The following is a 14405-nucleotide window of genomic DNA, read 5'->3' on the forward strand; positions in this document are numbered from 1 at the left end:
CGCCTATGCCAAGCACGGCACCACCGTCGACGTGCGCCTGTCCGTGTTCGACCGCCTGCCAACGGGCGAGGCCGGCCCGTGCGTGGCGCCCCTCGGCGTGTCCGAGGATCCGGCCGCCCTGCTGGAGGCCGTGCTGGCGAACGTGCCGCCCCGGCTCGCCCCGCCGCCTTCCCCTGATACCTCCCAGGCCGCCGCGCCGGTCCTGCGCAGCGCGATCCCCGGCCTGTCACGCAGGCCGGCCGCCGTTCGACCGTCCGCTCCGCGTCCGGCGCCCACCGCGACCGCGGTGGCGACCGAGACCGCCGACCCGATCGCCTACACGGTGATCGAGGAGCTGCCGGCGACGCTGGTGACCGACGCCGCCCTGTACGAGGCCTACGCGCTGGAGACCCTGCGGATCGAGGGAGCCCAGCCCCATCCGACTCCGCTCGTCCAATCCACCGCCATGGCCTCGGTGCGGCTGCCCCGGCCGAGCCACGCCCCGCGCCTGCCGGCCCCGGTCGTGAGCCAGGGCCTGCTCTCCGAGTGCCAGCTCGAGACCGTGATCTACGCCGGCGCCGCCCATGATCGCCACCTGCCGGGCCACTGGACCGTCGACGAGACCGGCACGATCCTGTCGGCCGCCGCAGCAGGCACCGAGAGCGCTGTGCGCTTCCGCCAGGGCTTCTTCCTCGGCGACGGCACCGGCGCGGGCAAGGGCCGCCAGGTCGCCGGGATCATCCTCGACAACTGGATGCAGGGCCGCCGCCGGGCGCTCTGGATCTCGAAGTCCGACACGCTCCTGGAGGACGCCCGGCGCGACTGGCGCCATCTCGGCCAGGAGCCGCTCCAGATCGTCCCACTCTCCCGCTTCACGCCCGGCAAGCCGGTCGCGCTCACCGAGGGCATCCTGTTCACGACCTTCGCCACCCTGCGCGGGGCCGGTCGCAACGGGTCCGGCTCGCGCCTCGATCAGATCCTCGCCTGGCTCGGACCGGATTTCGACGGCGTGATCGCGCTCGATGAGGCGCATCAGCTCGCCAACGCCGCCGCCGGCTCCGGCGACCGCGGCGTGGTCGAGGCCTCGCAGCAGGGAAGAGCCGGGCTCGCCCTGCAGTACCGTATTCCGGATGCCCGCGTGGTCTACGTCAGCGCCACCGGTGCCGTCACGGTCGAGAAGCTGGCCTACGCCCACCGGCTTGGGCTCTGGGGTGGCGGCTCCTTCCCGTTCCCGACCCGTTCCGACTTCGTCTCGGCCATGCAGCAGGGTGGCCTGGCGGCCATGGAGGTGCTGGCCCGCGATCTGAAGGCCCTCGGGATCTACACCGCCCGCTCGCTGTCCTACGCCGGCATCGAAGTCGAGTTCCTCGAGCACGAGCTCACGCCCGAGCAGACGGCGATCTACGACGCCTATGCCGACGCCTTCCAGGTCATCCACACCAACCTCGACGCGGCGCTCAAGGCGTCGGGCGTCACCGGCGCCTCCGGCACCCTGAACCAGGCGGCCAAGTCCGCGGCGCGCTCGGCCTTCGAGTCGAGCAAGCAGCGCTTCTTCAACCACCTGCTCACGGCGATGAAGTGCCCGAGCCTGATCGCCGATATCGAGGGAATGATCGTCGAGGGCCACGCCGCCGTCGTGCAGATCGTCTCGACCGGCGAGGCGCTGATGGAGCGGCGGTTGGCCGAGATCCCCTCATCCGAATGGGGCGACCTGCAGGTCGACGTCACGCCGCGCGAGTACGTGATCGACTACCTCGCCAGCGCCTTCCCGACCCGGCTCTACGAACCCTACACCGACGACGGTGGCATCGTCCTATCCCGGCCCGTGACCGACGAGGAGGGCCGGCCCGTCCAGTGCCGCGAGGCGGTGGAGCGCCGCGACGCCCTGATCGAACACCTGTGCGCCCTCGCCCCGGTGCAGTCGGCACTCGACCAGATCCTGCACCACTTCGGCACGCAGAGCGTCGCCGAGGTGACCGGCCGCTCGCGCCGGATCGTGCGCCAGACCGGGCGTGACGGCGTCGATCGCCTCGTGCTCCAAAACCGGCCCGGGGCCGTCAACCTCTCGGAGACGCAAGCCTTCCAGGACGACGAGAAGCGGGTTCTCGTGTTCTCGGACGCAGGCGGCACCGGGCGTAGCTACCACGCCGACCGGGGCGCGAAGAACCAGCGCCTGCGCGTGCACTACCTGCTCGAGGCCGGCTGGAAGGCCGATGCGGCGGTGCAGGGCTTGGGTCGCACCAACCGCACCAATCAGGCGCAGCCGCCACTGTTCCGGCCGGTCACCACCAACGTGAAGGGCGAGAAGCGCTTTCTCTCCACGATCGCCCGGCGCCTCGACACCCTTGGTGCGATCACGCGCGGCCAGCGCCAGACCGGCGGCCAGGGGCTGTTCCGGCCCGAGGACAATCTGGAGGGGCCCTACGCCGCCACGGCGCTGCGCCAACTCTACTGGGCGCTCGTGCGGGGCGAGATCGAGGGCTGCCCGCTCAAGCAGTTCGAGGCGATGACGGGCCTCGCCCTGACCAACGAGACCGGGGGCCTGCTCGACGAGTTGCCGCCGATCGGCCGCTTCCTCAACCGCGTGCTGGCACTCCGCATCAGCGTCCAGAACCTCCTGTTCGAGGCTTTCGAGGAGCGCCTGTCCCTGGTGATCGAGGGTGCGATCTCGGCCGGGGTGTACGACGTCGGGGTCGAGGTGCTGACGGCGGAATCCTTCACCGTCACGGACCGCGAGGTGGCCTACACCCATCCCCAGAGCGGCGCGCGCACCCATCTGTTGACCATTGCCGAGCGGCGCCGGCTCCGGCCGCTCGACCTCGACGCCGCACTCGACCTGATCGCCGACGGCTACACGCCGGTCGTCAACGCGAAGTCCGGCCGTCCGGCGCTGATGGGGAAGGCGGCCAGCGAAACCCGCGAGGACGGCTCGGTGGTGGCCCGGGTGCGCCTCGTGCGCCCGCTCCAGCGCCAGATCCTCGACCGCGAAGCCTATGCCCACTCGCGGTTCGAGGAGGTGACGGAGGAGGCGTTCCGGGCCGCGTGGAAGGCCGAGCTTGCGGCCCTGCCCGAGTTCGAGGAGCGGACCCTCTACGTGGTCACAGGCCTGCTACTGCCGATCTGGGACCGGTTGCCGGGCATCGACATGCGGGTGTTCCGCCTCGTGACGGATGCGGGCGAGCGCATCGTCGGCCGCGTGGTGGAGCCGCAAGACCTGCACGTCACCCGCGAGCGGCTCAACCTCGGCGCCGGCAGCACCTTGGCCCCGGCCGAGGCCTTCGCCGCCGTGCTCGGCGGACGGGCCAGCCTGCAACTCGCCGGTGGCCTCCAGGTCAGAAGAGCCCGAGTGATGAGCGAGAACCGGGTGGAGGTGATCGGGGCGAGCGAGGGTGCGCGGGCCGGGCTCAAGGCCATCGGGCTGTTTGCCGAGGTGATCGCCTGGCGAACCCGCCTGTTCATCCCGAGCGGCGAGCGTGGAGCGCAGATCCTGGCGGCGGTGTTCGAGCGCCATGCGCTCCTACGTTGCGTCGCCGCCGCCACTCACGCTTAATGCGCAGACCGGAGGAGGCCGACATGCCGACCCATCCCACCGCCGCTGATCTCTCCCGCCAGCTCGCCGACAACGTCGAGGCGTTCTGCCGGCGCTACCTCTCGAACGGCCACCGGAACGGCCGGTGGTGGTGTGTCGGCGACGTCCACAACACGCAAGGCGAGTCGCTCTACGTGCGGCTCACCGGCCCGAGCAGCGGCAAGGGCGCCCGCGGCAAGTGGACGGACGCGGCGACCGGCGAGCACGGCGACCTGCTCGACGTGCTCCGGATCCAGCACAGCGAGAGTTGGCGCGATGCCCTGGAGGAGGCGCGGGGGTTCCTGAGCCTGCCCCAGCCGCCGGTGTCGGAGCGGGCCCGCCCGCTCCCGGAGGCGCGCGACACCACCGATTCGGCCCGGCGGATGCTGCGCTACGGCCGCCCGATCGCCGGCACCGTGGCGGAGGCCTACCTGCGCTCGCGCGGGCTCGAGCACGCCGTCTCCCAGCCCGCGTTACGCTTCCACCCGCGCTGCCTGTACCGGCTCTCCCGCAAGGACCCGGCCGGCCCGGACACCTATCATCCGGCCCTGCTTGCCACGGTCACCGATCTCTCGGGCGCCGTCATGGCCGTCAGCCGGACGTGGCTCGCTGCGGACGGGCGTGACAAGGCCGCCTTGCGCAACCCGCGACGGGCCCTCGGCAACCAGCTCGGCCATGGCGTGCGCTTTCCCGGCACGGTGTCCGATCTGATGGTGGCCGGCGAAGGGGTCGAGACCGTGCAGTCGGTCCAGCGCGTCCTGCCGGGCGTTCCGCACGTCGCCGCCCTGTCGGGGGCGCACCTCGCCGCCCTGATCCTTCCTCCCGGCCTGCGCCACCTCTACATCGCCCGCGACGCCGATCCAGCCGGCGAGCGGGGAGCGGCGATCCTGCGCCGGCGCGCCGAGGCCGAGGGCATCCTGGTGAGCGACCTGGATCCTCGGGAGGACGACTTCAACACTGACCTGCGCCACCTCGGCCCGCAGGATCTCGCCCTGCATCTGGCGCCCCAGCTCGACCCGAACGACGCGGTGGCGCACCTCCGGTTCGAGGAGGCAGCGGAGTCGATCGCAGCCTGACCGGGGCCTTCGGGGAGGGTCGATCCGCAGGCTGTCCGGGCCCGTGAGAGGGCCTTTGCGTCCACGGCCTTCTTGAGAGGGCGACGGGTGCCGGGTCGGGGGCCTTAGGCGCAACGGCCCTGTCCGACGATTTTCCGCCGCCGCCTGACGGCGGCTTTGCATCGCGAGGCAAAATCGACGGCCAGGGCCGTCCTTCGCTTCGCTTTGGCCCGCGCGGCCGCATCGCCTGACGGTGCGATGCGGACCCTCGCGCGGGTGCGCCAGGCCCCCCGGCCCGGCCTTTGGTCGCCACGAAGGCCACGATGGACGCTGGCCTGCCGGACCCGAAGGACCACCGCGATGCTCGACCACCCGAGCCACGACCTCGACGAGGACCTGCCCGCCGATCCCACCCTGCTCGAGGAGCTGGCGCTGACCGGCTACCGCCCGTTCGAGGAGCACGACGACCCCCGGCCGCTACCGGCCAAGCGCGCGATGGATGGGGCCCTGAACGTGGCGATCACCGCCCTCGAGGGAGCCTTCGCCGGCACCCGCCTGGAGGACGACCTCGAGGACGTGCTGTGGGGGTTCGTGAACGTCTTCCACCGCCGGGTCGAGCAGATCGATCGCAAGCTCGACGAGAACGAGCAGGCGCAGCGCATGAGCCAGCGCGATCAGGACGGCAGCGAGGTGCTCTCGGTCGAGTTGGAGCGGCTCACCGCCCTCGGGCTCACCCTGTCGGAGCGCCGCAACAGCTTCGAGTACGCCCGCGACGCCGCCGCCCACCTCTTCACCCGAACCACCCGGTCGCTGTGGCGCCCGCGCTCCGGCTCGCAGGTCAACCGGGCCACGATGACCGCGGCGATGATCGACAGCCGCGACTTCGTCAACGCGCGGCGCCGGGCGGAGACCGAGATCCACCTGCCGCAGGGCACCCGGATCGCCTTCACGGGCGGCAAGGAATACCAGAACGTCACGGTGATCTGGGACACCCTGGACCGGGTGCGGGCCAAGCACGCCGACATGGTGCTGATGCACGGTGGCGGGGAAGGCGCCGAGTTGATCGCCGCGAAGTGGGCCGAGAACCGCCGAGTCCAGCAGGTGGTGTTCAAGCCCGACTGGAAGCGCCACAAGCGGGCCGCGCCCTTCCGGCGCAACGACCTTCTCCTCGAGCAGGATCCGATCGGGATCGTGCACTTCCCCGGCGGCGGGATCTCCGACAACCTCGCCGACAAGGCAATGGCGAAGGGCATCCCCGTCCGGCGGGGCGTGAAGGCCGGCGCATGAGCGCCGGCCCCTTGCGATTTCAGCTAAAGCAGCTAATTCAGCCATTGCATGGATATCGAGGAATGTACCGATGGCAAGCTTCACCCTGACGGACCTCGGCAACAAGTCGGGCGAGGTGGTCGAGGCAGCCTTCCGTGGCCCCGTGGACATCACCAAGCGCGGAAAGCGCAAGTTCGTTCTGATGACCGCCGAGCAGTTCGATCGTTTGACCGGCACAGGCTCGCAGCGCGCGTACCGTGCCGAAGACCTGACGGCTCCGGAGCGCGACGAAATCCTGGCCGGGCTCGATGCCGTCGCGCAGGACGAGGGACGCGATGACTGAGCCCCAGCACGGCGAGATCATCCTCTACTCCTACCTCTGGGCACGGGAACACGATCGCGGCGAAGAGACCGGCCGGAAGGCACGCCCGACCTGCGTCATGCTCATCGTCGTCGGCAAGGACGGTCGTTCCAAACCCCTGCTGTTCCCGATCACCAGCCAGCCGCCAGGGCCGTCCAATCACTTCGTAGAGGTTCCCGAGACCGAGGCACGCCGTGCGAAGCTCTACACGCCAGCCTGGGTCATCGTGGACGAGTTCAACACCGACGATCCCGCTACGTCGTGGGCGCTCGAGGACGCCAAGCCGCTCGGCCGGTTCTCGAAGAAATTCATGTCACGGATCGCCGCCGCAGCCGCCGGTGCCATCAGAGCCGGCAAGGCACGGAGCGTCCCGAGACGATAGCGGGCAGTGGGGTGGGAGCAGGCTTCGATAAGGTGCCTGCGAATGAACTGCTCCCAACTCGACGCGACCCGAGTGCCGGGCGGCCCGATCTCTTTGATAGGTCGCCGGAAGGGATCCACGGACGCCGGGGAGGATGTCCGAGAAGCCGGGTTTGCAAGGTAGCGGAGCCGACCGGAGGCAAGCTGGAGGGGGCACTCCTCAGTGAGAGGTGCCCTGCCGGTCAGCGTCGAGGCTGGAGGCGTCCGGAGCGGGCGCCATACCGGGACGCGGCGGTGCGTTGGGGGCGCCCTCCCGAGCCAATCCGGGGCAGCGGCGAGGGTGGGAGACGGCCACCTCGCCACATCCGGCAAGCCCGGAGTCCGGTCGATCCGCCCAAGCGGAAACGTCGGTGAAACGCGGCGCCGACGTTCGCCACAGCGACGGACCGTCCCAACACGATGGCGACAAGGGAACAGACGCCGTCACCGCCCGCAACCGTCCGGCCAGACGATTTTCCCCTGGCGCTGCGCGCCATTCCTCGCGGGACAAAATCGTCTGGCCTCCCGGTCCTCCGCTGCGCTCCGGCCCCTGCGGGGTGCGGGCGGCGCCGTCGCCTGTTTGAGGGGTCGCATCGCGCAGGGACGGTCCCGAGCGCCTCAGGAAACCCAGCCGATGCCGCGCCCCACCTCGAGCCTCCCCGCCCACGCCCGCTACGCCCTCGTGACCCACGTCGCCGAACTCCAGGCCGAGCTGGCCTCCATCTCCTGCCCGCGCGAGCGGCGCACCATCACGGCCGAGCTGAAGGCCGCCCAGGCGCGGGTCGCCCAGCTCTCCACGGAGGGCTGAACCCCCTCCTCCAGGGCCGCCCCACGGCGGCCTTCAATCCTTCGAACGGGGCGAGGCAGCACCCTGGTTCGTGCCGCGGGTTGCGACCGAGAATATCGGGTTTTCAGGGGGATCGATAAGCCATCGGCGGCCCCCGCAGGGAGGCCGCCGAACCGTCCCTTCGGACGGGTTTCGCCGCCGCTGACGCCGCGCCAAGCGGCCCGTCAGGCCGCCTCCCTGGCATCCTCCATTTCATCGCTTTCGGCATCAATCGCCTCCTGCGCTTCGCGGGTGTGGAAGCGGTTGGCGCCGACCAGCTTCTTCATGTCGGCACGGCGGAAGTAGATCGCCCGTCCGCACCGGATCGGCTCGACGCCGCCGACGAGCAGGATCTGCTCGTCGCGCCGCATGGTGATGATCTCGTCGGGCATGATGAGGGCGCGCTTCTGTAGGCTGGTCGAGGCCGACAGGCTGACCCCGCCCGAGCCCTTGCCGCCGGACCGGGCCTGCTGGCTGTAGGAGATGATCTCCTGCGTGTAGTACCCGCAGCGCTCCGACAGCCATTTGGCGGTATCGATGTCGGTGATCGCGGAGAAGCTCTGCCAGGCCGTCGACTCGAACCAGGCCGACACGGCATCCTTGTCGCCCCCCCATTGCTGTCGCAATTGACCGAGCGATTGGTACACCATCACGAGCGTGATGCCGTACTTCCGGCCGGCGTCGCGTGCGACCTCGATCAGGCTCATGTTGCCGAGCCGCGCCGCCTCGTCGAGGAGGAAGGCGACCCGGTCCTTGATCTCGCCGTTGGCGTGATAGAGCGCGTTCATCAGCCCACCGATGATGACCCGTGCCAAGCCCGCAAAATTCTGCAACGTCTGGAGATCGATGGCGATGAAGACATCGATATCGTCGTCGATCAGGTCGAGGCTGGAGAACTCTCCATCCGACACGATCGCGGCGTATTCCTTGAACGACAGCCAGTTGGTCAGGTCGGCCGCCGTGGCGTAGACGCCCGAGAACGTCTGTGGCGTCATGCTCTTGAACGGCCCCAGCGCCAGCTTGGCGAACGAGCCGTTATCCTCCGCCCGAAGGATCTTGCTGAGCCGCTCGAGGAAGTCCGGTTCCGGCTCGGAGATCACCTCGCGCAGGGTGCGCAGGGTGCGCGGCTTTTCGTTGAACGAGCGGTTGAGGCAGATGTAGGCGAGGACCCCGCGCAGGAGCTGCAAGGCCGAGTTGCGGAAGAAGTCCTTCGGATCGTCGCGCTTGACCGGCCCCGTGGCGATCCAGCCGACCACGGCCGAGATATCGTTCTCTGCGGAGTTCTCACCCCGACCGATCCAGTCGAGCACGTTGAACCCGCTCATAGGGTTCTTCGGCGTGATGCAATGAACGCGTCGAGAGGCCCCCTTGCCGCGGAGGTTGCGGCGATAGTCGCATAGCATCGGATGCAACTCGGTCGATGGATCGAGCACGACCGCGTTTCCGGGCCACGACAGAAGCATCGGGATCACTGTGCCGGTGGTCTTGAAGCCGCCCGATCCGGAGAACACGAGACCGTGAGTCGAGCCGATATCGCAGTTGAAGCCCATCATCGGCATCCTGCCCCCCGAGCCCCACGTCTTGGGATCGTTCGGCTTGAACACGCGTGACGTGCTCTTCGAGTCGAGATCGGGACGATACCGCTCGCCGAGAACCAGGTCGCCGTCCTCGGGAAATAGCTCGCCCGCGAGCTTCATCGTTGCCCATTCGGCGTCACCGTAAGCGGCGGATTTCGAGCGGATCGGCTTGTTGTATCCGCGCGTCGTCTTCTTCACACGCACGAGAGATACGAGCGGTGTGATGAAGGCGACGAAGCCCGCGAACATCACGGCGCAGAACAGCGGAATGTCGGCCCGACGCATCAGGGCGCGGGCATCGGCACCGGGGTTCTGAGCGGTCAGCCGGGCGATCTCCTCGCGCACCGTCCAGGCGCAAAGGCCGATCAGGAACAGGGACGCGCACGCGGCGACGACGCGCCCACTATCCCCCGGCCGCGTGAGGCCGGCGGCGGCGAAGAGGACGAGTGCGGGCAACGCCACCGCGGCCACGCGCATGGCCTGGAGCATCATCGAATGCCCGGGCTCAACGACGTAGGCCGCACCGACGAGCGGCGTGAGAAACAGGCTGATGCCGAGATACAGCGCGAGCCCGATCGCGACGGTGATGCCGGCGTAGACCCACTTCATTTCTTGAACTCCTTGTCCCCTCGCTGAGCGAATTGCTCGACGACGTCAGGGTCGCGCGTGCGCTCACGACCCTCGATCAGGAGGCCGAGCAGGACGTTGCTCGGCAGGTCGGCAAGGCCGGCTTTGATGACGAGACCCCCGAGTTGGATCTTGCGATAGGCGTCGGCCTTCCGCTCGTCATGCCGCTTGGTCATCAGCTCCCGCTTCAGCTTGTCCCGCGCCTCGACGTCCCTTTGCCTTGGGCTCCGCCACCTCCGGGTTTGCCTCACGAAATCGGGCGACGATGGCTTGGAGTTCGCGCGTCAGCTCCTCATCCGAGATGCTGATCGATCCGATGCCGGCCTTGATCGCCAGTTGGCCGATCCGCTCGCGTTCGGCCTTGTCGTGGGCCGCGATCTTCGCTTCGACGACCTTGAGTTCCTTGACCAGCGCCTCGCGCGACTTGTTTCGAGCCATGGATGCAGTCTTCCCTCTCCGTTGGAGAGGCGATGGGTAGCATCGGCACGCAGGGCGGGAAACGCTGCGTGTAGTCCAGTCGGTATCAACCGAGGATTGAGCGTCACCCGTGATCCTGGCGTCACACTGCTGGGCACGCTTTTTCGAGGCCAAGGGGGGATACCAGGCGAGCCGAACGCCTGCTCTCGCCGTCCGCCCAACTCGCCCTTCCCGGCGCCAGCTCGACGCGAGTCACCGCTCCCCCGAAGCCGGTCGAGGCCATGGGGTGGGATCGCTCTCATGCTCTTCAGCCATGGATTTCTCTGACCCGGTATAGGGCGCGAAAACCCGGCGCGCTGACCGGCCTGCGCCGGACGGATTGACCGGCCCCGAAGGGGCCTCTTCGATGCGGAGTTACGGCGCGCAGCGCCTCCGCAAAGTCCCCTGAGTTCTACGAAGGGGCGCACTTATGGGGAAATTGCTATTTCCCGTTGTCTCGTGCTAATGGCCAAGCTCGGAACCCTCGCATGGCCATCTATCACCTCTCGGCTCAGGTCATCAGCAGCGGCGCCGGCAAGAGCGCCGTCGCCTCCGCCGCCTATCGGCGCGCAGCGACCATGACCCGTGAAAGCGATGGCAAGGTCATCTCTTACGAAGGCAAGCAGAACGTCGCTCACACCGAAATGAGCCTTCCGGCCGAGGTCCCGGCCTGGTTTCGCACCGCCATCGACGGGCGCAGCGAGAACGGCGCCTCGGCCTACCTCTGGAACGCCGTCGAGCGGAAGGAGGGCTTGAAAGGCACCGGCTTCGCGATGGAGATGAACATCGCACTGCCGATCGAACTGACGCTCGAGCAGAACGTCGCGCTCGCCCGCGACTGGGTCGAGTCGGAGGTCACGGCCCAGGGCCTCGTCGCCGATTGGGCCCTGCATGATGTGCCGGGCAACCCGCACATCCACGTCATGGTGCCGCTGAGAAAGCTGACCGAGGACGGGTTCTCGGCCAAGTTCGAATTCGCCCGAGACCGTGACGGAAACGTCCTCTACCGCGACGACGGCAAGCCCCGCTACGAGCGCTTGGCCGGGCCGATGAAGCACCTCGTCGAATGGCGCCGCTCGTGGGCCGAGACGACGAACCTCCACCTTGCGGCCGCAGGCCTCGACCGGCGCATCGATCACCGTTCGCACATCGAGGCGGGCATCCGCATCGAGCCCACCGAGCACATCGGCGTCCACGCCGTGAACATGGCTGCGCTCGGCAAGGTCTCCGACCGGGTCGAGGCGGAGAAGCAGAAGCGCGTCCGCAACGCTCAGGCGATCATCGACGATTCCGAGACCCTGCTGCCGATCCTGATGCGCGAGAAGACCGTGTTCGATGAGCGCGACATCGCTAAGGCGGTGTTCCGCTACATCGACGATCCGGCTGCGTTCGATGCGGTCCGTCTCAGGCTCGGCCAATCCCCCGAACTCGTCGCGGTCGCCGAAGAGGTGTTCGATCCCGAGAGCGGGCGAGTGGTGTCGCCGGCCCGCTGGACCACGCGGGCGCTCCTCGGTGCCGAGGTGGCGATGCAAGCCGCGACCGGCCGGCTGTACGCCGATCGGAGCCATGGCGTGCCCGAGCGAGCGTTGGATCGGGCTTTCGCCGCCCGGCCGGAACTGTCGGAGGAGCAGCGCGAGGCGGTTCGTCACGTCACGACACCGGACCGGATTGCGGCCGTGGTCGGCTTTGCCGGCGCCGGCAAATCGACCATGCTCGGCGTCGCTCGCGGCGCGTGGGTCGGCGCCGGGCATCGCGTCGTCGGTGGGGCTCTTGCCGGCAAGGCGGCCGAGGGCTTGGAGCGCAGCGCAGGGATCGCCGGCCGCACGCTGGCCTCGTGGGAGCTGGCCTGGAAGAACGACCGCGACCTGTTGAACAGGGGCGACGTCTTCGTGCTCGACGAGGCTGGGATGGTCGCCTCCGAGCAGCTCTCCCGGATCGTCCAGGAGGTGGAGCGTCGTGGCGCCAAGCTGGTGCTGGTCGGCGACGCCATGCAGCTCCAGCCGATCGAGGCCGGCGCCGGCTTTCGCGCGATCACGGAGACGATCGGCTACGCCGAGTTGTCCGAGATCTGGCGTCAGGCCGAACCCTGGATGCGGCAGGCGAGCGTGGCCTTTGCCCGCGGCGAGGCGGGGGTTGCCCTCAAGGCCTATCGCGAGGCCGGCATGGTCCGGTTCTCGCCCGATCGGGAGAGTGCGCGCGAGGCCCTGATCGCGGCCTGGAAGCCGGACTACCTCGGCCGCAAGCCCGACGGCCGGGTGATCGAAACGCTGATCCTGGCTCAGACCAACGTCGACGTACTCGCCCTCAACGCCATGGCCCGTTCGGCCCTCAAGTCCGACGGGTTGCTGGCGGACGAAGCCCGGTTCATGACGGCGCGCGGCGAGCGGATGTTCGCCCCCGGCGACCGGGTTCTGTTCCTTGAGAACGACCGGTCGCTCGGCGTGAAGAACGGTATGCTGGCCACCGTCGAGACGGCATCGAGCGGTCGGCTCGTGGTCAAGCTCGATCGGGACGGAGCCGGCGACGGCGAGCGGATCGAGGTGCGGGCCGAGGTCTACCGTAACCTCGACCACGGCTACGCTGCGACCGTCCATAAGAGCCAGGGCGCCACCCTCGATCGGGTGCATGTTCTGGCAACGCCCGGCATGGATCGACACCTCAGCTACGTCGCGATGACCCGCCATCGGCACGCGGTGGCGCTGCACGGCGCGCACGCCGACTTCGTGCCCGAATGGCGCCGGGCCAAGCTCGGCCCTGCGCCGTCGACGGATGTGCTCGACGCCGCCGCTCTCGACGGATTGGCGCGGCGGCTTTCGCGCGACGGCTCGAAGGCCTCGACCCTCGACTTCGCCGACGAGGCCGCGTTCCGTGAGGCGGCGGTGTCGCTCACCCAGCCGCCGGAGTCGATGGACGGCGAGGCCGTGCTGGATCGCGCGAGCGATCGTCCGCTGCTCGATGCCGGCCGGATGGCGGCCGGGTTCACGGCGCTGGCGAACCGGCTCGAAGCCGAGGCGCCGCCCAGTGTGACAGCGGGTTCCGCGGCCGAGCTTGATGCCGGGGCTGATACGCCCGCCATCGGCGCCTCCGTGTCGCCGGCCCTGGCCGCGATCGAGGCCGCCCTGACCCTGCTCGAACGCGCTGAAACCGAGATCGCCGACCGGGTGCGCCCGCAGGATCTGCGGGCGCTGGCCAGCGCGTTCGCCGAACGCCGCAGCCTCAACGGGCATGCCGTTCTCGCCCCTGCCCTGGTGCGGCGTGCGCGCTCCATGATCGCCAAGGTCGAGGGGCGCTGGCGCAGTCTGCACGGGCTCGTGGCCCGCCTCACCGTGGCCTGGAATGCTCTGGCTACCGCGCGTCCTGCCGTCGCCGTCAAGGCCGCGCCGGAGGCCGCCGTGACGCCGGGTCCGTCGGCACCGCTCACTCCGTTCCTCGCCGCAGTCCCTCTCGACGAGAAGAGCATCAAGCAAGCCCTCTACGACCGCGTCGATCCGAAGACGCATCTGAAGCTGATGCTCGATGCGCTGCGCTCCGATTTGCGCGTGGCGGTCAAGAGCCCCGGCCCTCTCTACAAGGCGATCTTCGCCGAGCTGCGCCAGCCATTGGAGGTCTATTCCGAACGGGTCGGGGCGCTGCTGTCCGACCCCGATCAGCATGGGGGGCTGCGGGGGCGCAAGGGCTGGTTCGTCCCCAAGGCCGAGAAGGAAGAACGGGTGAATGCTGAGGCTGCGTATGAGCGAGTCTCGAACGTGGCCAGCGGGCTCAAGGCGCAGTTCGAGGCTTCGGCCGAGAAGGGCCGCGCGGCGGAGATGCTGTACCGCAAGCGCCTGCTGATCGCGGTGCCGGGCGTGTCCCCGATCGCGGCGGCCGCGCTCGCCAAGGTCGGGCGCATGCCGGCTACGAAGGCCCTCGACGACGCGGTCGTGGAAGCTGTCTCGACGCCCGAATTGCGGGCCGAGGTGCTCGCCTTCGCCGAGGCCGTCGGGCGGCGTTTCGGCGCGAATGGCGCAATCGGGCATTCGCCGTCCGAGGGCCTCGGCCCGGATCAGTGGCTCACGTCCGAGGAGCGCCAGATCCTCAGCGGCGGCGGCTACGTCGCCTCCTACGTCGAGGACGGCACCCTGGACGAGGTCGTCCTTCGCGCGCAGCTCCAGCAGCAGACCCAGGACCTGCAGCGGACAGAGGACCTGCGCCGGGATCTCGACAGGGGACAGGATCTCGGCCCGTCGCTGTAATGCGGACGCCACGGTGATTGTATTGGCGCCGGCGCGACGATGGGTAAGGGTAGGGGAGA

10 protein-coding genes are annotated in these 14405 nt (G+C 69.2%); 7 read left to right on the plus strand and 3 right to left on the minus strand.

Features of this window, described 5'->3' with window-relative positions; genetic code table 11:
* The 6 genes from J2W78_RS23320 to J2W78_RS23345 form a co-directional block, all read left to right on the plus strand.
* Positions 1-3529 (plus strand): strawberry notch family protein (locus J2W78_RS23320; protein ID WP_253374128.1); only part of this gene is annotated, 3529 nt, incomplete at its 5' end.
* A gap of 23 nt (positions 3530-3552) precedes the next feature.
* Complete coding sequence (locus tag J2W78_RS23325; RefSeq protein ID WP_253374129.1) at positions 3553-4623, plus strand: DUF7146 domain-containing protein; 1071 nt, start codon at positions 3553-3555, stop codon at positions 4621-4623.
* A gap of 339 nt (positions 4624-4962) precedes the next feature.
* Positions 4963-5889: a DUF2493 domain-containing protein gene (locus J2W78_RS23330; RefSeq protein WP_253374130.1), complete on the plus strand. Its 927-nt coding sequence runs from the start codon at positions 4963-4965 to the stop codon at positions 5887-5889.
* Between the two features lie 70 nt (positions 5890-5959).
* Positions 5960-6211, plus strand: coding sequence for a type II toxin-antitoxin system Phd/YefM family antitoxin (locus tag J2W78_RS23335; protein ID WP_060768945.1), 252 nt, complete (start codon positions 5960-5962; stop codon positions 6209-6211).
* Positions 6204-6611 (plus strand): hypothetical protein, encoded by a 408-nt coding sequence (locus J2W78_RS23340; protein ID WP_135299911.1) that lies wholly within the window; start codon positions 6204-6206, stop codon positions 6609-6611. Before J2W78_RS23335 ends, J2W78_RS23340 begins: the two co-directional genes overlap by 8 nt.
* A gap of 651 nt (positions 6612-7262) precedes the next feature.
* On the plus strand, positions 7263-7436 hold the full coding sequence (locus J2W78_RS23345) for a hypothetical protein (protein ID WP_253374131.1): 174 nt from the start codon (positions 7263-7265) through the stop codon (positions 7434-7436).
* A 203-nt stretch (positions 7437-7639) separates the two neighbouring features.
* Here J2W78_RS23345 and J2W78_RS23350 read toward each other — a convergent pair whose 3' ends face one another.
* From J2W78_RS23350 to J2W78_RS23360, 3 genes are read right to left on the minus strand one after another with little or no spacing between them, the layout of a single operon-like run.
* Positions 7640-9640 (minus strand): type IV secretory system conjugative DNA transfer family protein, encoded by a 2001-nt coding sequence (locus J2W78_RS23350; RefSeq protein WP_253374132.1) that lies wholly within the window; start codon positions 9638-9640, stop codon positions 7640-7642.
* Complete coding sequence (locus J2W78_RS23355) at positions 9637-9834, minus strand: conjugal transfer protein TraD (protein WP_253374133.1); 198 nt, start codon at positions 9832-9834, stop codon at positions 9637-9639. Before J2W78_RS23355 ends, J2W78_RS23350 begins: the two co-directional genes overlap by 4 nt.
* A complete protein-coding gene (locus J2W78_RS23360; RefSeq protein ID WP_253374134.1) occupies positions 9818-10096 on the minus strand; it encodes a TraC family protein in 279 nt (92 codons plus the stop codon). The genes J2W78_RS23355 and J2W78_RS23360 overlap by 17 nt, the downstream gene beginning before the upstream one ends.
* Before the next feature lie 506 nt (positions 10097-10602).
* Between J2W78_RS23360 and traA the strand changes: the two genes are divergently transcribed.
* A complete protein-coding gene (traA, locus tag J2W78_RS23365) occupies positions 10603-14346 on the plus strand; it encodes a Ti-type conjugative transfer relaxase TraA (protein WP_253374135.1) in 3744 nt (1247 codons plus the stop codon).
* Positions 14347-14405: the final 59 nt, after the last annotated feature.

Source organism: Methylorubrum extorquens, assembly GCF_024169925.1.
Taxonomy (GTDB): domain Bacteria; phylum Pseudomonadota; class Alphaproteobacteria; order Rhizobiales; family Beijerinckiaceae; genus Methylobacterium; species Methylobacterium extorquens_A.